Source organism: Vibrio coralliilyticus, assembly GCF_024449095.1.
In the GTDB taxonomy this organism is placed as follows: Bacteria; Pseudomonadota; Gammaproteobacteria; order Enterobacterales; family Vibrionaceae; genus Vibrio; species Vibrio coralliilyticus_A.
The window spans coordinates 263,443-284,881 of the sequence record NZ_CP024628.1; the positions used below are offsets into that span (position 1 = coordinate 263,443).

Annotated in this window: 21 protein-coding genes; 13 read left to right on the forward strand and 8 right to left on the reverse strand. The window is 45.0% G+C overall.

All coding sequences use genetic code 11. From position 1 onward, the window contains the following. Positions 1-109 precede the first annotated feature (109 nt). Positions 110-1,048: a helix-turn-helix domain-containing protein gene (locus tag CTT30_RS16800; RefSeq protein WP_252037193.1), complete on the reverse strand. Its 939-nt coding sequence runs from the start codon at positions 1,046-1,048 to the stop codon at positions 110-112. Positions 1,049-1,169: 121 nt separating this feature from the next. On the opposite strand from CTT30_RS16800, the gene CTT30_RS16805 reads away from it, so the two are divergent. The 9 genes from CTT30_RS16805 to CTT30_RS16845 all read left to right on the forward strand — a co-directional run bounded on the left by CTT30_RS16805 (position 1,170) and on the right by CTT30_RS16845 (position 7,945). Beyond that, positions 1,170-1,583 carry a rhodanese-like domain-containing protein gene (locus CTT30_RS16805; RefSeq protein WP_252037194.1) on the forward strand — a complete coding sequence of 138 codons (414 nt, stop codon included), beginning with the start codon at positions 1,170-1,172 and terminating at the stop codon, positions 1,581-1,583. Further along, the gene (locus CTT30_RS16810; protein WP_252037195.1) at positions 1,574-2,176 is read left to right on the forward strand and encodes a glutathione S-transferase N-terminal domain-containing protein; all 603 of its coding nucleotides are present in this window, start codon (positions 1,574-1,576) and stop codon (positions 2,174-2,176) included. Before CTT30_RS16805 ends, CTT30_RS16810 begins: the two co-directional genes overlap by 10 nt. 124 nt (positions 2,177-2,300) lie before the next feature. After that, a complete protein-coding gene (locus CTT30_RS16815) occupies positions 2,301-2,483 on the forward strand; it encodes a hypothetical protein (RefSeq protein WP_252037196.1) in 183 nt (60 codons plus the stop codon). Positions 2,484-2,492: 9 nt separating this feature from the next. Next, positions 2,493-3,713, forward strand: coding sequence for an MFS transporter (locus tag CTT30_RS16820; protein ID WP_252037197.1), 1,221 nt, complete (start codon positions 2,493-2,495; stop codon positions 3,711-3,713). Positions 3,714-3,787: 74 nt separating this feature from the next. Further along, positions 3,788-5,332 carry a cryptochrome/photolyase family protein gene (locus tag CTT30_RS16825; protein ID WP_252037198.1) on the forward strand — a complete coding sequence of 515 codons (1,545 nt, stop codon included), beginning with the start codon at positions 3,788-3,790 and terminating at the stop codon, positions 5,330-5,332. 92 nt (positions 5,333-5,424) lie between these two features. Continuing rightward, positions 5,425-6,153, forward strand: a complete 729-nt coding sequence (locus CTT30_RS16830; RefSeq protein ID WP_252037199.1) for a sulfite exporter TauE/SafE family protein — start codon at positions 5,425-5,427, stop codon at positions 6,151-6,153. Between the two features lie 40 nt (positions 6,154-6,193). Then, a complete protein-coding gene (locus CTT30_RS16835; RefSeq protein WP_252037200.1) occupies positions 6,194-6,487 on the forward strand; it encodes an antibiotic biosynthesis monooxygenase family protein in 294 nt (97 codons plus the stop codon). 27 nt (positions 6,488-6,514) lie between these two features. Continuing rightward, complete coding sequence (locus tag CTT30_RS16840; protein WP_252037201.1) at positions 6,515-6,940, forward strand: YccF domain-containing protein; 426 nt, start codon at positions 6,515-6,517, stop codon at positions 6,938-6,940. 210 nt (positions 6,941-7,150) lie between these two features. Then, a complete protein-coding gene (locus CTT30_RS16845; RefSeq protein ID WP_239863664.1) occupies positions 7,151-7,945 on the forward strand; it encodes a substrate-binding periplasmic protein in 795 nt (264 codons plus the stop codon). A 33-nt stretch (positions 7,946-7,978) separates the two neighbouring features. Here the strand turns inward: CTT30_RS16845 and CTT30_RS16850 are convergent, their stop codons facing one another. Both CTT30_RS16850 and hisC read right to left on the reverse strand, forming a co-directional pair. Next, on the reverse strand, positions 7,979-8,752 hold the full coding sequence (locus CTT30_RS16850; protein WP_252037202.1) for an ABC transporter substrate-binding protein: 774 nt from the start codon (positions 8,750-8,752) through the stop codon (positions 7,979-7,981). Continuing rightward, the gene (hisC, locus tag CTT30_RS16855; RefSeq protein WP_252037203.1) at positions 8,736-9,854 is read right to left on the reverse strand and encodes a histidinol-phosphate transaminase; all 1,119 of its coding nucleotides are present in this window, start codon (positions 9,852-9,854) and stop codon (positions 8,736-8,738) included. Before hisC ends, CTT30_RS16850 begins: the two co-directional genes overlap by 17 nt. A 158-nt stretch (positions 9,855-10,012) precedes the next feature. Between hisC and CTT30_RS16860 the strand changes: the two genes are divergently transcribed. Beyond that, positions 10,013-10,888: a LysR family transcriptional regulator gene (locus CTT30_RS16860; protein ID WP_252037204.1), complete on the forward strand. Its 876-nt coding sequence runs from the start codon at positions 10,013-10,015 to the stop codon at positions 10,886-10,888. Between the two features lie 54 nt (positions 10,889-10,942). Here CTT30_RS16860 and CTT30_RS16865 read toward each other — a convergent pair whose 3' ends face one another. After that, positions 10,943-12,643 carry an ABC transporter substrate-binding protein gene (locus CTT30_RS16865; protein ID WP_252037205.1) on the reverse strand — a complete coding sequence of 567 codons (1,701 nt, stop codon included), beginning with the start codon at positions 12,641-12,643 and terminating at the stop codon, positions 10,943-10,945. Between the two features lie 90 nt (positions 12,644-12,733). On the opposite strand from CTT30_RS16865, the gene CTT30_RS16870 reads away from it, so the two are divergent. The 3 genes from CTT30_RS16870 (at position 12,734) to CTT30_RS16880 (ending at position 18,349) form a co-directional block, all read left to right on the forward strand. Next, entirely contained in the window at positions 12,734-13,945 is a 1,212-nt protein-coding gene (locus CTT30_RS16870; protein ID WP_252037206.1) for an MFS transporter, read from the forward strand. Positions 13,946-14,382: 437 nt separating this feature from the next. After that, entirely contained in the window at positions 14,383-16,722 is a 2,340-nt protein-coding gene (locus CTT30_RS16875; RefSeq protein WP_252037207.1) for a M4 family metallopeptidase, read from the forward strand. Positions 16,723-16,804: 82 nt separating this feature from the next. Next, positions 16,805-18,349, forward strand: a complete 1,545-nt coding sequence (locus tag CTT30_RS16880) for a M28 family metallopeptidase (RefSeq protein WP_252037208.1) — start codon at positions 16,805-16,807, stop codon at positions 18,347-18,349. Between the two features lie 437 nt (positions 18,350-18,786). Here CTT30_RS16880 and CTT30_RS16885 read toward each other — a convergent pair whose 3' ends face one another. From CTT30_RS16885 to CTT30_RS16900, 4 genes are read right to left on the reverse strand one after another with little or no spacing between them, the layout of a single operon-like run. Next, entirely contained in the window at positions 18,787-19,176 is a 390-nt protein-coding gene (locus tag CTT30_RS16885; protein WP_252037209.1) for a hypothetical protein, read from the reverse strand. Next, complete coding sequence (locus tag CTT30_RS16890) at positions 19,173-19,331, reverse strand: hypothetical protein (protein ID WP_252037210.1); 159 nt, start codon at positions 19,329-19,331, stop codon at positions 19,173-19,175. Before CTT30_RS16890 ends, CTT30_RS16885 begins: the two co-directional genes overlap by 4 nt. Next, on the reverse strand, positions 19,312-19,671 hold the full coding sequence (locus tag CTT30_RS16895) for a hypothetical protein (protein WP_370689724.1): 360 nt from the start codon (positions 19,669-19,671) through the stop codon (positions 19,312-19,314). Before CTT30_RS16895 ends, CTT30_RS16890 begins: the two co-directional genes overlap by 20 nt. Next, on the reverse strand, positions 19,671-20,915 hold the full coding sequence (locus CTT30_RS16900; protein WP_252037211.1) for a hypothetical protein: 1,245 nt from the start codon (positions 20,913-20,915) through the stop codon (positions 19,671-19,673). Before CTT30_RS16900 ends, CTT30_RS16895 begins: the two co-directional genes overlap by 1 nt. Between the last annotated feature and the right edge of the window lie 524 nt (positions 20,916-21,439).

Consider the following 21,439-nt stretch of genomic DNA (forward strand, 5'->3'; position numbering starts at 1 on the left):
AGCTGACTTCGGTGGTGAACGACGTCAGCCATGCTATCAGCGCGTTGTCGTTTTCACATCGTCACAAAGGATAGAAACGCCATACGTTTGATTAAGGTCAATTTCTCTCTCAGTTTTGACCAAACTGCGCTCTGTACTTCTGCGGCGAAACGCCCACCAAGCGGCGAAAATGATGGCGCATAGTAACGGCGTTATCAAACCCTGCTTGGTTAGCCAATTGTTCGATTGGTAGGGATTCAGTTTCCAGCAAGCCTTTTGCCCTTTCGATGCGCTGTTGGATCAGCCACTCTTTAGGGGAAAGGCTGAAACTGGCGCGAAATTTACGATCAAAAGTACGTCGAGACATGCTGGCTTGTTGAGCCCAGTCTTCGACAGTGATGGCTTTATCCAGATTCGCAGACGCCCAGGCGATAGCTTGTGAAAATGTGCCTGGAACTTTGAGCATGGGTGTTTCAACAAACTGCGCTTGTCCGCCTGTTCGGTGGGAAGATATGACCAGCCTTTTCGCGACCTGATTGGCAATCTGATAGCCGTAGTCGTGACGGATAATCGCCAGACCAAGGTCGAGGGCAGATGCACTTCCAGCTGAACAACCAATCTGTCCATCTAATACGTAAAGTACATCTTTCTGGTATTCGACATCAGGGAACTGCTCACGAAATGCGTTTTCATACATCCAGTGTGTGGTGGCTTTACGTCCTTTAAGCAGTCCGAGTTTCCCAAGTAAAAAAGAGCCTGAACAGAGCGACAAAACGCGTTTACCATCAGCGACAAACTGACGAATTTCGCGCTGGATCAGGGTAGGAATCGCGTAGTCTCCAGACGGCCAGCCGGGAATGATCAATGTGTGGTAACTCTTTAAACTCTCTACGAATTTCGTCCTGAGCGTAACACCGCCTGTGCTTTCAAAGTCTTTATTCTCCATATTAATGATCTCGCAGTCATACCAAGGATCGAACTCTGGTCTAGGCAAGGCAAACAGTTCCGCAGCGCAGGACATTTCAAACAAGGTGATGTGAGAGTGGGCAAGAATGGCAACTTTGATCATCTGAAAACTCGTTAGTGAGCGATAGTCTTTGGCTGATTATTATCGAATATTGACTTTTAGGCCAGTGTTGAGTTGCTCATTTGAACGCAATAATGATTCAAAAGACAAACAAGGAGATGTTATGACAAGTGCAGTAACTAGAGTTCCAGCCGCCAGTAGCGAGCGTGCGCTGGCGCATTTCAGTCGGCTATTGGAGTTTGAAACAGACTGTTGGGATGTTCACCATGCCATCAGCAATGATCGTATGGATTTTGTGTTGCTCGATGTCAGAGGAGATGAGCTGTTTGCGCAAGGACACGTGAAGGGAGCGATTAACATTCCTCACCCGAGGTTGAATGAAAAGAGCCTGAGTGCCTTTCCACCAGACACACAGTTTGTGGTGTATTGTGCGGGGCCACACTGTAATGGCACCGAGAAGGCGGCTATTCGTTTGGCAAAACTTGGTAGACCTGTGAAAAAAATGATTGGTGGAGTCACAGGCTGGCTTGATGAAGGGTTTGATCTGGTCAAACAGGAGGTTGAAATATGCGCTTAGTGGTTGGAACAGATTCTACGTGGTCTTTGCGCGCTTGGATATGTGCTTACATTGCAGGAATAGAGATGGAAACTCAGGTGATCGATCTAACGAAACCTGAGGCGAAAGAACAGCTTAAACTGATGTCTCCGACAGGGCTCGTACCAGCACTCACTACTGATAACAACTGTGTAATCCATGATTCGCTTGCCATTAGTGAGTATTTAAACGAGCTATCGGGAGGGAAATTGTTACCTCAAAGCGAGTCTCAACGATCAGAAGCACGGAGTTTATGCTGTGAAATGCACTCAGGTTTTGTTGCATTGAGAACGTATTGCGCGTTTACTCTGGATAAACCGGATGTTGACCCACTTCCTATGCAAGAGCTGTCCTCTGATCTCACGCGTATCAACACCATTTTTGCTAAGGCTCGGTTGCCGTTTATGTACGATGAGCCGACCATGGTTGACGCCTTCTATGCGATCTTAGCTTATCGCCTCGAACGTTACGGCCTTTCTCTTCAAGGCAAAGCGGCGGAATACCAAAGAAGCTTGCTTGAGTGGCACGGGTTAACCGATGCGATTGAAGTAGCCAAACAGTGGCGTAACGGGTGATTGAGGAATCCACAATAACTCTATGACTAACATGCATAGAGCCATTGTGAAAATGTCATTTGAGTCATCACGAGAGGCTCAATACACTTCGCGCTCTTTTGTTTTCTTGCTGAGACTATGAATTATGTTTTCTCAATCACTTTTTGCTCAGCTCGTGAGAATGACGATATTGCTTTGCCTAACTCTGTTGACCGTCCATCAGTCACCGCGTCTGATGGAACTGTTAGCGGAGCAGGCGATCAATAGCGGTTGCCACCAGCAAAGTCATGATATGTCCGGTGACCATTCTCATCATCACCATCATTAAGGTAAGTTCATGAGCATTTTCCGTTTTCCAGCCATGGTCTGGTTAGGCATCGCCATTTTGGTTATCTGTCTGGGTATCAGGCAATCATTTGGTATCTTTATGATGCCGGTTTCCGATTATTTTCAAACAGGACGTGAATTTTTCAGCTTTGCTATTGCACTGCAAAATTTGCTTTTTGGTGTCTTTCAGCCGTTTGTCGGTATGGCTGCCGACCGATTGGGTGCTAAACGCATCATCATTGCAGGTGCTATCGCGTATGGCGTCGGCTTGTATTTGACCTCCATCGCTGTCGAGCCTTCAACACTTTATTGGACACTTGGTGTTCTCGTTGGTTTAGGCTTGAGCGCAACCAGCTATGTCATTGTTCTTGGCGCCGTTGCTAAAGTTGTCCCAGCGGAGCACGCAGCAAAAGCATTTGGCTTGACCACTGCTGCTGGCTCATTTGGTATGTTTGCCATGATTCCTGGGGCACAATTGTTGCTGAGTGATTTGGGTTGGCAAGGGGCACTGCAGGGCTTTTCTATGCTTTGCTCAACAATGATCGCATTTGCATTGTTTATGCGAGCACCGAAAACAGCGGCCAGCCAAGGAAACTCTGCCAGTGAAACAAAGGAAGATCATTTAACGCTTAAGCAGGCGTTAAAAGAAGCGTTTTCTCATAGAGGCTATTGGCTGATCCATCTTGGTTTCTTCGTTTGTGGCTTCCATGTGATGTTCATTGCGACGCACCTGCCTAGCTATTTGGCAGACAAACAGTTACCAGCCTCAACGGCTGCGATGGCACTCGCCTACGTCGGGGTTTTCAATATCTTCGGCTCTTACTTTTGGGGAGTGATGGGCGATAAATTCAGCAAACGCCATGTGATGTCTGCGCTGTATCTGATGCGTACCATAGTGATTGGCGCATTTGTGACGTTGCCAGTCACAGAGCACACAGCGGCGATATTTGGTGCGGCCATTGGCTTTTGTTGGCTAGGTACGGTGCCGTTGACATCTGGCTTAGTGAGGCAGATCTTCGGCGCTAAGTATCTATCGACTCTTTACGGGCTGGTATTTTTCACTCATCAGGTCGGCAGCTTCTTAGGGGCTTGGGCTGGTGGCCGTATTTACGATTACTACGGTTCTTATGAGCCCATTTGGTGGTCGACGGTTGTTCTCGCGTTTGCTGCGGCGATTATTCACCTGCCAATTAACGACAAGCCTGTTCGACAGCTTGCAATAGCGCAATAATTTATCCGACGTATGTCTTAGTTCCTGTTTTTTCACGTATACACTGAGAAGAGAAAAATCAGGAGGTAAGTAAAATGACCTTTAATACTATCCGTCTCATTCTTGGTGATCAGCTCAATGCACGTCACTCTTGGTTTCAAGATGTTGACCAGTCAGTGTTGTATTTGATTGCGGAACTTCACCCAGAAGCTACTTATGTTAGGCATCACGTGCAAAAGGTGTGTGCATTTTTTGCTGCAATGAGAGCGTTTGCGCGTGAGCTTCAGCAAGACGGACACCAAGTGTTGCATCTCAATCTGGACCAAACTTTGGAATTCTCTGATGTCTCGCAACTTGTTCATCACTATGTCAAAGAGTCTGGTGCAGCAGTGTTCGAGTATCAAAGACCAGATGAGTTTCGTTTAGCAACGCTCCTTAATGAAATAGAGATACAAGGCTGCCGTATTCAACGTACAGAGAGTGAACACTTCCTTCTTCCCTTTGAGCAGATTGAGCAGCACTTTCCTCAAGGAAAGCACATTATGATGGAGCACTTCTATCGTAAAATGCGGAAAAATTTCAGTATCTTAATGGATGATGGAAAACCTAAAGGTGGAAAGTGGAATTACGATGCGAACAATCGCAACAAACTCAAAACAGCGGATATAAAACGTTTGCCGACCCCTCTGTTGTTTGGTAATGATGTCACCGAGATTAGAGCGTCGCTTGAGCGGCACAATATCAGCACCATAGGGCAACTTGAAGGCCCGTTGTTATGGCCGATTAACCGCAATCAAAGTCTGACGCTTCTTGCCCACTTTTGCTCCGTATGCCTACCTAACTTTGGTCGGTTTCAAGATGCAATGACGCAGGTGCATGAATCAAAATGGTCGCTTTACCATAGTCGATTGTCCTTCGCCTTAAACAGCAAAATGCTTCACCCTCTTGAAGTGATTGATAGTGCGCTGTCAGCGTATGAGTCAAACCCAGACATTGATATTTCTCAGGCAGAAGGTTTTATACGTCAAATACTTGGTTGGAGGGAATATATTCGAGGTGTCTACTGGGCCAATATGCCAGACTATGCTGAGCACAACCATTTCGACGCTAAGCGCCACTTGCCGAAGTATTTTTGGTCTGGGGAAACAAAAATGGCATGTATGAAGGAAGCTATCGGGCAATCGTTGGATTTCGCCTACGCGCACCATATTCAAAGGCTTATGGTGACGGGCAACTTCTGTTTGTTAACGGAGATTGACCCAGCCCAGGTTGATAAGTGGTATCTCGGTATCTACGTGGATGCGATTGAATGGGTAGAAATGCCTAATACCCGAGGTATGGCTCTGTTCGCGGATGGTGGCATTGTAGGAACTAAACCTTATGCTGCGAGTGGCGCGTATATCGATCGAATGAGTGATTACTGCAAAGGTTGCCATTATAACCATAGCGAAAAAACGCAGGATAATGCATGCCCGTTGAATAGCTTGTATTGGCGTTTCATGCACAAACACAGAGAAATGCTTACGCAAAATCCGCGTATTGGCGTTATTTATCGCTCTTGGGACAATCTGGAGGAACAGGCACAAAGTGAGATTTTGCAAAAAGCAGAGCATTATTTAGAGCATATTGAAACTTTGTAGCCCTATCGCCAGCGTGTTGTGAAAAATAAAAACGTGCTAGAGCGCAAATTAGATTATGATGAAGGCCTTTGATTACAATGGTTTTTATCAATATGTTTGCTGAATGGATAACGGCAGAGGCATTGACTGCTGCCTTTCTGATCTTCCTTGGCTCATTCGTACAGACAGCGATAGGTTTTGGCTTAGCGATTGTTGCCGCACCGCTGCTGTTCCTTGTTTCGCCTGATTATGTTCCCGCGCCTATCTGTTTAGTCGCCCTTTACATTTCTATTCTTAACGCGTTGAAACATAGAGCTAATGTCGAGATCGGTGGGCTTAAGATGGCCTTAATTGGTCGTGTACCGGGCTCTATAGCGGGTGGTGTGTTGCTGGTGATGGTGTCTACCGATCTGCTGGCATTATGGCTTGGTCTGTTGGTACTGCTGGCAGTTACGGTGAGCCTTCTTCCTTTTCGTATCGAACCGACCCCAATCCGTATGGGTATTGCGGGGTTCTTCTCTGGCTTTTTTGGCACCAGCTCAGCGATTGGTGGACCGCCAATGGCTTTACTGTTACAACATCAGGAGGCAAATCAATTAAGAGGCAATTTGTCGGCCTTTTTTGTCTTCAGCTCAATCATTTCATTGATTATCCAAATGCCAGCGGTTTTTTTGACGATGCACCACTTGTGGATCAGTATTCCGTTACTGCCTGCTGCGTGGTTGGGTTATAAACTCGCTTTAGCAACGACTCAATCTCTACCCAAAGAGAAGATTCGTCTTGGAGCATTGATGCTGTGTACCGTCAGTGGTGCGACGGCAGTTTGGCAAGGTTTGGTATAAGCCATTTTTATTGATGTTCATCTTAGGTTAAGGAAAAACCATGATACTAGAAGTCGCAATTCTGGATGTGAAGCCGGATATGGAGAAAGATTTTGAACAAAACTTTTCAAAAGCTCAGGCCATTATTTCCAGCATGCAAGGCTATATTTCTCATCAATTGCAACGTTGCATAGAAAACCCGAGGCGCTATATTTTGTTAGTGAATTGGCAAACCTTGGAAGACCATGAAGTCGGATTCAGACAATCTGCCGAGTATCAGGAATGGAAAGCGCTGTTACATCACTTTTATGATCCATTCCCGACCGTAGAACATTATGAGAGTGTGTTCGGCTAAGATTTTCTAAAAGGAGAAAATAAGGTTATGAGAACGATAGGCAATATAATTTGGTTTTTGCTTGGTGGCATTGTCATGGGCCTGATGTGGTGGTTCTTCGGCCTGCTGGCTTTCATTAGTATCGTGGGTATTCCGTGGGGGCGGGCGTGTTTTGTGATGGGGAATTTTTCTTTCTTCCCGTTTGGTCAAGAGGCGATTGCTCGAGATGAACTGACCAATGAAATGGACATTGGAACCAGCCCGCTCGGTTTGGTCGGCAACGTCATTTGGTTTGTGTTTGCAGGTATCTGGTTAGCGATAGGCCACATCCTGTCAGCGGTGGCGTGTTTTGTGACCATCATTGGTATCCCATTTGCGATTCAGCACCTCAAACTGGCGTATATTTCATTGGCGCCAATTGGAAAAACTGTGGTACCTAAAGAGCAAGCTGCAATGGCAAAATATTCTAAATAAAGAAAGCCCCGAATGGGGCTTTCTGCTTTCTTGATCCCAATATTGGATGGCGAGTAAGAAACTCTTTCACTTCTCCCATAAAAGAGACAATCTAATCAGACATATTGCACTGGTATGACATTGACCCGATATAAATGTCATTTATAGTAGTGCGCTAGATTTGCTGCTGAATAATAGAATAAACACTCAATGCTGCGCTGGATAACAAAGATGAAAACTATCCTCAGTGCGTCAAGCTTGATCGTCTCCACTGCCAGTTATGCTGCTCCCCATCCCGTGGAGTTGGCTCTCTACACTCAGGATTTTCCACCGTTACAAGTGGAAGTCGATGGTGTGGCAGAAGGATACGTGATCAAATTTGTCGAAGCTGTGGTACAAGATGCTGCTCGAACCCTCCCAATGACACTGCATCAGGTCCATTTTACGCCGTGGAAAAGGGCAATGCGAATTACGCAAACTCGTAAGAATGCTTTGCTTGTATCTGTGTCACGCACACCAATACGAGAAGATAAATTTCACTGGATTGGTGAAGTTTCGCCATATGAAGTCAGTATCTTTCGCCACATTAATGGTCCAAGCCTCAAAACAGATCAACTACAAGCACTCAAGGATTATCGCTTTGGTGCTCAAACAGAAGGGTCTTTTGAAGAGTTGATCCGGTCTTTGGGCTTTAAGCAGATCATTCCAGTGAACTACGGTAAGGACGCGATTCGTTTGTTGCGAGCTAATCGGGTTGACTACGCCCCTTTAGTGACGGTCAGCTATCCTTACCGAATGGCGCAATACGGCTTCGATCCGAGTAACTTTGTTGAAGTGATGAAAGTAAAACCATTGTGTAAAGCGTTGTGGTTGGTCACAGGTAAGCAAACGTCACCTGAAGTAGTGGAAGCGCTGAGGCAAAGCTTTGAAAAGTTGAAGGCTGAGGGAGAGCTGTCTTCATTGATTGAGGCCTACCAGCCTGAGAACCCGATTATGCTCCGCTATCAGGAGCTGGCATCAAAGTGATAAAAAGGGGCCTGATAACAGGCCCAAATGGATTTACAGCTCTTCGCCGTAGATGTCAAAAGAGAAGTACTTTTGCGCAATCTTGTCGTAAGTACCGTTGGCGCGGATAGCGGCTATCGCTTTATTGAATTTATCGGCTAACAGTTTGTCTTTCTGACGCAGTGCCAGAGCAGTCCCTTCACCGATGTAAGCTTTGTCGGTCACGGGCTTGCCGACAAATTCAAACCCCTGCCCAATGTCTTTATCCAAAAATGCCAAGGCAAGTTGATCAGAGTTACCAAAAGTCAGATCAAGTCGGCCGGTGGCCATATCAATATAGACTTCATCTTGACCTGTATAGCGTTTGATCTCGGCGACATCGCCGAATTTATCGGTCACATAGCGGTCATGAATCGTGCCACCTTGAACGCCTATAACTCTGTCTTTTAATCCTTTCTCCGAAATATCAATCTTAGTGCCCGTAGCAGTGACAAACCGAGCTGGTGTTTGGTAGTACTTGTTGGTAAATAGCACCCGCTTTTTACGTTCTTCTGTGATGCGCATCGAAGCCATGATCACATCCGACTTTCTCGCCAGCAGACTCGGGATGAGCGAGTCCCAGCTTTGAGCAACCCAAGTACAGTCTAATTTTGCTTCAGCACACAATGCATCGGCAATTTCGATATCGAACCCTGCTGGATTACCGTTTGGATCTTTGTAGTTAAACGGTGGGTAAGTGAAATCAGAGGCCAAGCGCACTTGTTTTGCAAAAGAGGGTGTAGACAGAAGAGTGGCTGCACAGGCAATCACACTAAGCACTTTGTTCATGGTTGAAATCCTTGTCTTTGTTTTTCGTTGATACTGGGTTTGATAAGTGGCTAATGATGGTAGCGACTTCTTGCATAGATTCTTGTGAACCAATCGTGATCCGTACACAGTGTTTCAAGCTCGGTTCATGGGCTTGATTACGGGTCACAACTCCGGCATTAAGCAAATAGTTGAAAAGGTCAACATCAGGTCGCGTACGGATTAAAATAAAGTTGGTAGCAGAAGGGTACACTTTCTCAATCCATTCAAATGACTGAATCTGTTCTACAAACCACTCTTTGGTAGCGATTAGCTTCTTGGTATTCGCCCTGACTTGGGCCAAACCCTCTGAGCTTAGTGCGTTTAATACGATTTCTGCTGAGCTATCCGGCATTGGGTAAGGTGGTAGCATTTTATTGAGGTAGTTCATCACGGATGTATCAGCGATGATGAAACCACAGCGCACGGCTGCAAGGCCAAAGGCTTTAGAGAGAGTACGAATAACAACCAGATTAGGGTATTGCTCGATTAAGCTGACAACGCTTTCTTCAAGCTCAAACTCAATATATGCTTCGTCAACGACGATCAGAGCGTGTTCTTGTGTCTGCTCAAGAATGGATAAAATATCGTGTCGTTTCAGTAATTGTCCGGTTGGATTATTTGGTGAACAGAGAAAAATTAAACTCGCTGACTCGGCAGCCTTAACTACCCCCTCAACATCCAGAGCAAAGTCTGGTGCAAGCAAAGGGATGTCGATCGTTTCAACGGCCAGTGAATCTGCACAAAACTCATACATTGCATAAGTCGGACTACAGATAGCAATACGGCTTTTACCCGGTTGGCAGAACGTACGCACAAGTAGATCGATGGCTTCATCAGCGCCTCTGACAGCAAGAGCAGGGTTTCGGGTTTGGCAGTAATCCTGATAGGCGGAGGCGATATCATGAGGTAGAAAATCAGGGTAGCGGTGATACGCATTTTGCTGTTCGTTAAAATGAAGTGGTTGTTCTAACTCATTGGCGTTGAGCCACAGTCGACCAGAACCACCAATTCGTCTTGCTGACTGATAAGGTATTAATTTTTTTATATTATCGGGTGCAATTTTATCTGCCAGCGACATCATGTTTCTATTCCTTTACTGCATAACTAATCTAGTTAAAGTTAGATCTATAACTAGAATTTCTTATTTTATAAAAAGGTAGTCAAAGTTTTGTTTGAGGAGAATCGAAATAAAGGCATACTTGCTATGCAATAAATGCATGGCTTATGGGGTGGTGAAAAATGAGATTACCTTCGACGAAAAATTTGCAGGCATTTTTGGCTACCGCTGAGTACCTCAATCTCACCCATGCCGCCGAGTCGCTCAACATGACACAGGGTGCGGTCAGCCGACAGATCCAATCACTGGAATCTCTTATGGGAGTTAGCCTGTTTTATCGACGCTCTAGGGGACTTGCTTTGACGCCTGAAGGGAGTCTATTCCTTCCGCTGGCGCAAGACATCATTAAGCGCTTACAACGCTCAGTTAGGGAAGTGTCCGAAAGTGCCAACCGGGTCAAATTACTTGCCCCGAGTTGTATTACCACCTGGTTACTGGCTCGCTTGGCAAACTTTCAGCAAGCTAACCTAGATGTGAATGTCGAGTTGACTTCAACTACTAAACATCAATTGCACCCTGATTTTGATAGCTTCGATATGGTGATCGTTTATGGTAAACCAGCTCGAAGCAAGCAGGTTTCGCAAACCTTGTTGTTTGATGAAATTTTAGCGCCCGTTTGCTCGCCTCAATTGTGGTCGCAGTGTGTTGAGGAGGATGAACCAGTACAAGATACCTTGGTTAATCGTTTTATGTGGTTACATGCAAATCAAGAGCAATCAGACTGGGCTTTGTGGTGCGACAGCAGCAATGAATCGGCATTGAAAGGAACGGGCAATCAGACATTTGCAACTTTAGATCAAGCAATGAATGCGGCACAGCAGGGGTTTGGGATGACCGTGGGGGATGTGACCTTGGCGGATCAGGATATTAAGTCAAACCGCTTGCTCTGCCCATTTGATAAACGTATCCGCTCTGGCAATAGTTACTTTTTGCTTTCGGCAAATCAAGAGCCGAATGACTCGGTCAAAGCGTTATCTGACTGGTTGGCGCACAACTAAACTTTCTAATGTTTTGTATCGCTATCAAATGATTCATAACCTTCAGCGAGTCACCTATTTCATCACTACCTGATTGAAGTCTATCCAGCCGTTAGCGAGCAGCGCGGGCGCTGTCACTGTGTCTGAGATATTGAGGTCCTGTTCTACATGAAAGAGTGGTTGATAAATTCCTTTACTGATTAAGCTTTTCTCAATCTTTTCAAACTGTTTGAGTCTCGTAGCTAGCTTGGGTTGTGCCATTGCTTGAGTACATTTCTGCTTGATCCAATGTTGTTCTTTATCGGTCAGGCAGGCGGTAAGGGCACTGGTGTTACATAGCCATCCTAACCAAGACATTTCAGTATCTTCACCGAACACTTCGCCACAAATGATGACATCCGCTTGAGATAAGGTGCTGAGTTGGTCAAACACGGGGTATTCATGAACGATCAGTTTGGCATTTATGCCTAACTTTTCTAGCGATTCGACAACTAGCTGAGCGGTTTCTATATGGGTTGCAAGTTGGTAGGTGACGACAGAGAGAGGCGCTTCCGGCTTAGGGAGCGAACGAATATGTTCTGCAATTAAATCTAACGCTAATGGTCTGAGTGACTCGGGATAAGACATCATACCGCTCGCTCCAGCGAGCGCTTCACACTGTTGTGAATGCGGTGCGCCCATATGAGATAAAACCTCTTGCAGCGCAGCCCGATGAGCTCGTTTGGCCATCCATCCATTACGATTCACGTTGAATGTTGCGTAGACACAACCTTCCTCCCATTGATTTTGTGCACGGAAGCCAGATGCGTGTTCTTCACGTATATGGCTGCCGTGTACGACATGACTGTTAAGGTCAAAGTTCTTAGCTTTATCGCCCATGTTCCAGATCTCGATACCGTCTATCCAAGGTCTGAATCCGTGATAGTGCGGGTTAACGGTCATCAGTGTTCGCCACTCAGATTGCTCTTCTAAGCAGAATGGGCCAGTACCAACTATTGCATCTTTGGTTGTTTTGGTGATGCCCATAGCAGAGTGTGCTAGCAGTTTAGGCAGTAGGTTCGGCATTGAATGGCTGACAAAGTGAATAGATAGGTCATCGATTACGACGATGTCATCAATAAATTCGAACAGAACTTTGCAGCCAGCGTCTGAGCTCATCAAGCGCTCAAAGTGAGCTTTGATATTCTGAGCCAGCAAAGGACTGCCGTCTTGAAATTTAAGCCCTTTGCGTAAGGTTATTTCAAGTGTGTGGCCGCTCAGTTTCCATGAGTGTGCCAGATCTGCTTGTACGCCGAGATTATCGGTATTGATGATAAGCAGATTGGCATAAAGATAGCGTGCAAGGTGGATTTCTGTTCGCCGCGTGATAAAGACGGGATCTAGGCAATGGGTGCCGCGGTAGAAAGGGATCTTTAGTATATGTTTTGACGCATCTTTCGGCTGAAACTGAGCGAGATAGTTTTCCAAAAAATTATCACGATGTGAATCCTTGACCAGCAATAGAGCCTGCGCGACTTTTCCTTCTTCTAATAGACGAAAAGCTTGTTGCTCCAATCGTTCGTTTGGGCACTTCAATAGCTTTGCATTGGGTAAATTACCTCGGCCTACCCCCGGCTGCCACTCCAGGAAGCGTTCTTTAATCAATCGCTTAATGAGCAATTGGGCATTGCGTCTTGTGCAGTCCAGTGATTGGCTGAAATTATCCAAGGACATTGGCCGCCACTGCTCAAGCTGCAGATTATCACGGCAGAACGCGAGGGATTTCCAGTAACGCATAAAGGTGAAATTCCTTTTTTCTATTTCTATTTTTCTTCATCTTTTTATTCGGATAATAGTGGATTCTTATCAGGAAGAAAGGATTATTCGATGGAGACGTTATCTCACCCTCAAAATTCAGTGTGGAAAAATAGATCGTTTGTGGTGCTCTTTTCCAGTGCATTGTTCGTGGCGTTTAGTGCCCAGATTTATAATTTGGCATTGCCTTTGTTAGTGTATGAATTGACTCAGTCATCTCAGATGATGGGCTTGATGCGAGCAGTTGAATTCCTACCTAACTTATTGCTGGCGCTGTTTATTGGTGTGTGGGTCGATAGAGTCGACAAAAAGCGCTGGTCTCAAGTGATGTTGTTAGGCCAGTTGCTGATGGTATTGAGTTGTTATTTTGCGGTGGAATGGTTGGATAATCCGTTTTGGGTTCTTTTCCCATCGGCGTTTTTCATGATGGCGTGTAATTACGGCTATCACAATGCACGTATAGCGATGATGAAAAACGGTATTCCTCATGAACTGCAAAATACCGCTATTGCACGCATGAGTTCGTTGAGCAGTTTTATGGAAACGGTCGGACCGGTACTTTCTGGTGCGCTGATGCTATTGTCGGCTATTCATCATGTCTTTCTTGGTGTCGCGGCAATGTTGGTGCTGGCTTATTGGCAACTGGAAAAGTTAGCTGTAGTGAAGCCAGAGCCGAAACCGCACCCACCCGTGCTAAAAGCATTGGCGGAAGGGTGGGCGATACTGCGTGCTGAAACCAATATGTGGTACATCACCTTGGCCGTGATGGTGATTAACACTACAGGTGCAATATTCTGGATTCAGTCGATCTTCTATGCGAAATCCACTCTCAGTCTGAATTCTGTTGAAGTGAGCTACTTGATTGCCGCTTCGGGTGTGGGTGGCTTATTGGGTTCATTTACCGCAGATAAAATACGTACCAAGTTTGGTTTAGGCCAGTTATTGATTGCCTCAATTGCGTTGGAGGCGTTTGGTTTCCTCATTCCTCTGGTGCTTCCCGGAGTGTGGAGTCTGGTCTTTGCCTTCTTGTGGATCTCTGCCATTGGCTTATACAGCTCGATCTGCATCTGGAGTTACCGCCAGGAAGCGTTCGATGAGCAATGCCTCGGCAGGCTGACGGGAATTACGGGTTCGTTGTTTAAGTTGCTCATGCCGTTTGGTTTAGCAGCGTCAGGGTATATGGTTGCTAGTTTTGGTGAGCAAGCGGTGTTCGTTTCATGCTTTACACTTCAGCTTTTGGTCGCGCTAATATTATTATTCAGCCGAGTTCGATTTATTAGGTGAACATCAATATTTTTGATTTTTATATTTTGAATGCAGTCTTCTAATTACGTGCTTATAAATATTATTTTACTCACTTATTTTTAATAAGTTTGCTATTTAAATAAATGTCTGTTTGTCATTTTAATTTCTTGATGCATTCAATAATTTGCTAATTTAATTGATTAAATTGGAATTAAATAATTAAGTCAATAACGGTTATTTGTATTATACAAATAACCGTTATTTTTACTGTGAGGTTTTAATTTACATATTTAACAATATTTGATTTTAGGTTGAATTTAATTGATTTATTTTATGATTTATAAAATAAATGCTAATTATATTGTGCGCTTGTTTGGTTTATTAAATAATTATTAAGAATGGTGAGTATTAATTTTAATTGTTAATGATATGTTTCTCCTCGGCATTTATAAAATGCCACGATAAGGAGAATCATAATGAAAATAGCCAAGCATTTTTTGGCAGTAGCCGTAGCCAGTGCGATGTCACTATCTGCACATGCCGGTGAGTCAGTTTATTTAAGCAAACCAATCAACTTTACATCATTTTCTGGGCTGAATTCTCAGCTTGGTGTCGACAATGCTTCCAGCTTCAAAATGGTAAAAGAAGTGAATCTGAAGAAGCGTGGCATCTACAAAGTTAAAGTCCAGCAAAACATCTGGGGAGTGCCTGTTTGGGGCCACTACCTAAACGCAACGCAAAGTGCCCAAGGTGGTGCCCTAAAAGCCGTTCAGGGCAAATACGTGAAGATGGCAGGCGTTGATCGCAAGTTCGTAAAGCCTTCTTTAAATCGCGCACAAGCACTTGAGTTGGCAAGCAAAGATCTTAAAGCAGGTGTCGCTGCGAGCCCATCTTTAGCGAACGCCAAAGACGATCTTTACGTGTATCAAGACGGTGATAAAACTCGTCTGATTTACGTAATCTCTTACCTGATTGAAGGTCAAGCACACCCATCGCGTCCGTTTACTATGTTGGATGCGCACAGCGGTGAAATCATCGACCGTTGGGAAGGTATTGCCCATGCCCAAATCGGTACCGGCCCTGGTGGTAACGAGAAAACAGGTCAGTACGAATACGGTACCGATTACCACTATCTTGATGTGACGGAAAACGGCACCGAGTGTGTGATGGAGTCCGATAACGTTGTCACTGTGGATCTAAACGGTGCGACATCAGGTACAACGCCTTATTCCTACGAATGTCCGCGCAACGAGCACAAAGAAATCAACGGTGCTTTTTCACCACTGAACGATGCACATTACTTCGGTAACGTTGTATTCGACATGTACAAAGATTGGTTTGATACAGCGCCGCTGACATTCAAACTGATGATGCGTGTTCACTACGGAAACGGCTACGAAAACGCCTTCTGGGATGGTCAGGCGATGACCTTCGGTGACGGTGAAAGTTACTTCTATCCATTGGTGAGCCTGGATGTATCTGCGCACGAAGTCAGCCATGGTTTCACTGAGCAAAACTCAGGTCTTATCTACGCGAATCAGTCTGGTGGTATGAATGAAGCCTTCTCTGATATCGCTGGTGAAGCTGCTGAATACTACATGAAAGGGACGAACGACTGGATGGTCGGTCGTGACATCTTCAAAGCAGACGGTGCACTGCGTTATATGGACGATCCTTCACGTGATGGATCTTCTATCAACCACGCTTCTGATTACTACGACGGACTGAACGTTCACTACAGTTCTGGTGTATTCAATAAAGCTTTCTATCACATCGCTACTACTCAAGGCTGGGATACGAAAAAAGCGTTCGAACTGTTTGTTCTGGCGAACCAGATCTACTGGGCAGAAGACAGCGACTTCTGGCAAGGTGCATGTGGCGTGAAAAATGCCGCAAATGACCTAGGCTACAACTCTGACGATGTTGTCGCAGCATTTGATATTGTAGGCGTAGAACCATGTGCAGAGCCACCGCTTCCGCCAGAGCCAGAGTACCAACGTCTAGAAAATGGCCAAGCCGTGACTGTTGCTGGTGGTACAGGTTCGAAGACCTACTTCGACATCGAAGTGCCTGAAGGTAAAGATAAGCTAACGGTAGAACTTGGTGTTTCAACGGGTGATCCAGACATCTATGTTGGCCTTGATTATGCGCCAAACTCGCAGGAAAACATCTGTAAGAGTGAGTCGGTAACTGATGAAATCTGTGTCATTGAAAATCCAGTGGCAGGACGCTATACCGTCAACGTGTTCGGTTACTCAGAATATGCCGATGCAAACCTGAAAGCATCGTTTGACTCTGGTAGCACTAACGTTCCACCAGTCGCTTCATTCGACCATGTTGTCACAGGCAAGAAAGTTGACCTAACCAGCACAAGTAGTGATAGCGATGGTGACATTGTTTCTTACCAGTGGAACCTTGGTGATGGTAACTCTCAGTCAGGTGCAGTGGTTAGCCACACTTACGCGGCAGCTGGTGATTACGTTGTGACTCTGACGGTAACGGATAATGCAGGTGCTGCAACGACGGCCAACAAGACCATCACAATTGAAGATACGGCAACAGACGCGTTCCCACTCAAACTGCAATTTGGTAACAAGCAGCCTAATGGCAAGGCACGCGTTAAGCTGGCTTGGGAATACCTAACAGACGACTACTTTGTTGTGAAGCGTAACGGCAAAGTGGTGGGTGCAACTGAATTTACTTCTTACGTCGATAAGTTCCGTCACAACGGCACGATTGATGTTGAGTACCAAGTATGTACCTCAGGTGACGTTTGTTCTGAGACGAAGCGCTACCGCTTCATCAAAGCCAACTAATCCATTCTAAAAACGACAGGGCTCCGAATGGAGCCCTGCTTTGTATCACGTCTACAGAATTTACAAGGAACTCAGTTCTGCTATGAAAAAGACATTATTAGCTTTAGCTCTATTTGGGAGCGCTTCAGCCTTTGCAGCATCAGATGCTAACGTACTTAAAGATGGTGAAGTATGGATTACCACGGATGCAGATGCTCAGCATTTGATCACGCAGCATGGTGCAGCCGTGTACAGCGGATTTGCTGCTAATTCAAATGCCGTAGTCGCTCAAATTGATCAAAAACAGTTAGCGGCACTCTCCAGCCATATGCATGAAGCAAAGCACCGTTGTGGTGGTTATATGGTGCATGCAGACAAGGCAAGCGCAATGAAAGCGGCGGGTATGCCACTGTCGATGAGTACGTTTGAGAAGCCGGTGATCAGCCACCACGACACGGTCGAGTCGTTGATTGCACAGGTCGAGCCAAACAACATGGTGACTACCATTGAAAACCTAACCAGCTTTACTAACCGTTTTTATACCACTTCTACGGGTATCGCTGCATCGGACTGGTTGCTAGAGCGCTGGCAAGAAGAGATTAAGGATGTACCTTATGCTTCAGCTCAGCAAATCTCACACAGTGATTACCCACAGAAATCGGTTGAAGTAACTTTAGTCGGTGCCAAGCATCCAGACGAGATTGTTGTGGTGGGTGGTCACCTAGATTCAACAGTTGGGTCATGGACAACCGAAGGTACAATATCACCGGGAGCCGATGATGACGCTTCGGGTATTGCAACCGTGACAGAAGCGTTGCGTCTTATGATTGCTAGTGGTATCCAGCCAGATCGCACCATCAAGTTTTACGGCTATGCTGCAGAAGAAGTGGGCTTGCGAGGTTCTCAGGACATCGCTCAAACGCTGAAAGGCGAGCAGGCGGATGTGGTCTCTGCCTTGCAACTGGATATGACCAACTATAACGGTTCGGCTCATGATATTACTTTCATCAGCGATTACACAGATGCGAATTTAACCGAATTTCTCAGCGAGTTGATTGATACCTATGCGAGTGAAATTACTTATGATTTTGACCGCTGTGGTTACGCTTGTTCGGATCACGCTTCTTGGCATAACGCGGGTTACCCGTCAGCGATGCCGTTTGAAACCATGTTCAATGATTACAACCCGCATATTCACACTGAGCACGACACGCTGGAGAACTCCGATCCAACCGCAAGCCATGCGACTAAGTTTGCTAAGTTAGCTATTGCGTACTTGGTGGAAACCAGTTTGGATGACGTAGAGTCGCCAGTGAAGGAGCTGGAAAACGGTACACCAGTGGAGAACTTAACATCCGGTTATTTCGATGAACAGTTCTTTGTTTTCCGCACTACAGAGCCGGGCGAAGTAACGATTTCCATTACAGGCCCACGCAGTGGCGATGCGGATCTATACGTGACCTATGAAGGTCCTGTTTCGAAAACAGAATATGACTGTCGTCCGTTCCAGAATGGCAGCAACGAACAGTGTGTGTTTAACAAACCAGCTGGTGAGTTCAACATTATGATTCGTGGTTACCGCAACTTTGATGAAGTCGATATTGTGGCTAGCTTTAGCCCTGAAAATGCACAAGATCAAGACAAGTAACTATCTAAAAGTCTATCCATTGGGAATAAAGAATATATCATTCGCGTGTGATTGATAGCCTTTACTCACAATGCTTATTGTGGCTCTTCAAAACGTACATACTAGGTATCATGGTGTGTACGTTTTTTTGATCCCTAAGGCTTAGCAAGACGATGGACTTACTGCGTTAAACTACCATCCAGTTAAAAGGAAATGATGATAAAACCATAAAGCCACTCCTGATGCTCGTAAAGCTCACTACTCGCAAGGTATTTATGATTTTCTTGACCACAGCTTGTGATAGGTTTTTGGACAAAAACGCGCCAGCCCCCTTCAGTAAATTACAAAAACTAATCACTATTGGTATGGCAAAGCTAGTTGTGACGAGTTAGTGCGACGAATTAAATCGCACTATCGAACAGGCTTGGTTGGGGTGCGGATAATGTAGTTATGTTCAGTCAGAGCCCAATACCTAGACCTTTCTCGAGGAAAGCCAGAAAGAAAACCATTATCCAACTCCAAAATCCCAAAGCATTCCACCACATAAAAGCCTTAAACTTTTTAGAATCCGTTGTTTCACGATGCCGAATAAAAGGATAAGCAATGCAATAATTAATAAACCGACTTCCGACATCCCAAGATGCTTGATACTTTGGTCGCATATAACCTTTATCGTCGTAATACTTATTTAAATCTTTAGCTAATTGCTTATCTATGAAAATAATGTGTTTAAAACTACCTAACGAGATCACAGGCAATACAAACACTGATGGAAAGCACCAAACTATGGCATAAATAGCTATAATCTTTCGAGAAAAAAACAATATTGCTTCAATAAACTCTATCATTCAGTAGCCCACTCATACGCAAAGTCTGCACTCCACTTACCAGTGGTTGAGCCAGCCGCACCACCAACAGCAAGTTCGAATAGATAAACACCTGCATACCCACCACCGATGATTGCAAAGAAGCGATGGGGATAGTTAAATAAAATACTTCCCAATGATCATCAACCCAAAAGAGAAAATGTAGCTCCACATACCTAATGCGTTAACCCACATAAACAATTTGAACTTTGTAGATTTGGTTGTCGCTCGATGACGAATAAATGGATATTTAACCCAGTAATCAAAGCACCGACGTCCTATCTCCCAAGATAGTTGATATTTAGGGCGCATATAGCCTTTTTCGTCATAATATTTGCTTAGATCTTTCGCAAGCTGCTTATCCATGAAAATAATATGTCTAAAGCTACCTAAAGACACAACCGCATTCATTACCACAGCAGGTACAGACCACACTACTGCATAGTAAAAAAAAACAAATGCAATATCCTTAATCACTATTCGGAGCCCCACGCATACATTTCATCCACAAACCATTTACTAGCCGTAGAACCAGCAACACCACCGACTACACCACCGGCAACCGCTCCGCCAATTGCAGCAATCGCGAGGACAGGAGCTGATACAGTCACACCAATTACTAAAGCGATACCTGACACGGCTGATACGGCTAGTCCAGTGCCAACACTGCCACCTTGAATTCCACCGTACACACCACCGATAAATCCGCCTATCTCACGAGTTGCGGTTTTACCACAATTCCCTGAGCCATCCACCTTACAGGCTTTATAGATGTTATCGACTCCGCTTACCGCTCCAACAGTGAGACCGATGTAACCTAAGCCTCTCGACGCTGAAATCCCAAGTGCAATATTGCCGATCCGTTTCCCTAAATCTTTGACAAACCCTGTCTTGAGAATTTCATCGGCATTATGGATCATTGACCTAGAGGAGAGATTGAGATTGCGCTTCACTTGCGTGTGAATAGGAAGCTGAACACTTCGTTTAGACAACCTCACAAAGGAGCCATCCAGCTTTTTAAACAAGGCGGCACGCTGTTCAAAAAATCGATTATTGTTGACATAGCCTTCTTTACGTTTGGTTTCGAGATGCTTCACATGCAGCTCATTAATTTCTAACAGCACATTCTGAATATTCTTCAGATTCTGCTCGACCAACGCTGATGTGGCTCCCACCCCTGTTGCCACTTGTGCATAGTAATCTGTAGGCAACCCATCATTACGGATCCGTTCATCCAACTGATGAGAAAATAAATCAAAGTGACGATTGAGCGTGGCGACTTCTTCATCCGCTAGCTTGGTTAGCTCAGTACTGGCAGTTTTCGCTTGTTCCAGCCATTCATCAAATAAGCTTTGATCATCAGAAGTTTTTGGCTCTCCCGTGGGTAATAAAACAATCTCCCCCTGACGCACTGGCTCATTCAAATGAGTATTGCACTGCTTGATATACAGCTTTTGTTCTTCTTTGGTTTCTGCCGTAAATAGGCTCGCCCACAACGCCTCTTGGGATTGTGTTACAGGCGATTGCATCCAACCAAGTTCAAAGACTTGTGCTGCTTTTTCACGTTCAGAAATGACTCTTTTTCGGTTCTCTGCCCATCGTTGTTCATCACTTTCTGAGTACGTTAATTCAGCCTTACGTTCTAGATGTTGACGTGCTGCACGCTCTCTTGTGGTTTCTTGTCTGACTCCTGGCGCTACAGGAGCGGATTCATATCTCATGGGAGTTGGCTTGACTGATAAATAAATAGGATTATAACAATGTTTTCAATGATTTATAATCACCAGTAATGAGCAGTGATAATTTCACTGCTCAAATGGTTGCTTTGACAGCAAAAATAACCATAGTGAAGGTTAAAAACGTTTTGATTTGCATTCCATCTGGTACTTTTTGTAGGGTAAACGAATGCCTCCGAATTTGTAGCATATAAGTTCTAGCTCATTTCGGGGCACCAATGAGTTTGAAATACCTACTACAAAAGTTCTTTCAAGTAGTTATTTCGCTTATGAAAATGGTTAGGTGAGTCGGAAGTCTGCCTTATATCATCGATACCACCGAGGATATGAATTTCACACTCAAAGCCACATGGTTTGGGTTGAACGCTTACTGGATGAGCTTATTGATTTCTGTTACGAGCACCTTGGTAGGAGCAATGATACGATTGCTTTCAGGGCAATCATACTCGCCCAACGCTCACAAGCTTCCCATGTGCTCAGAAGATATTTGATATAGATAACACGCTTTT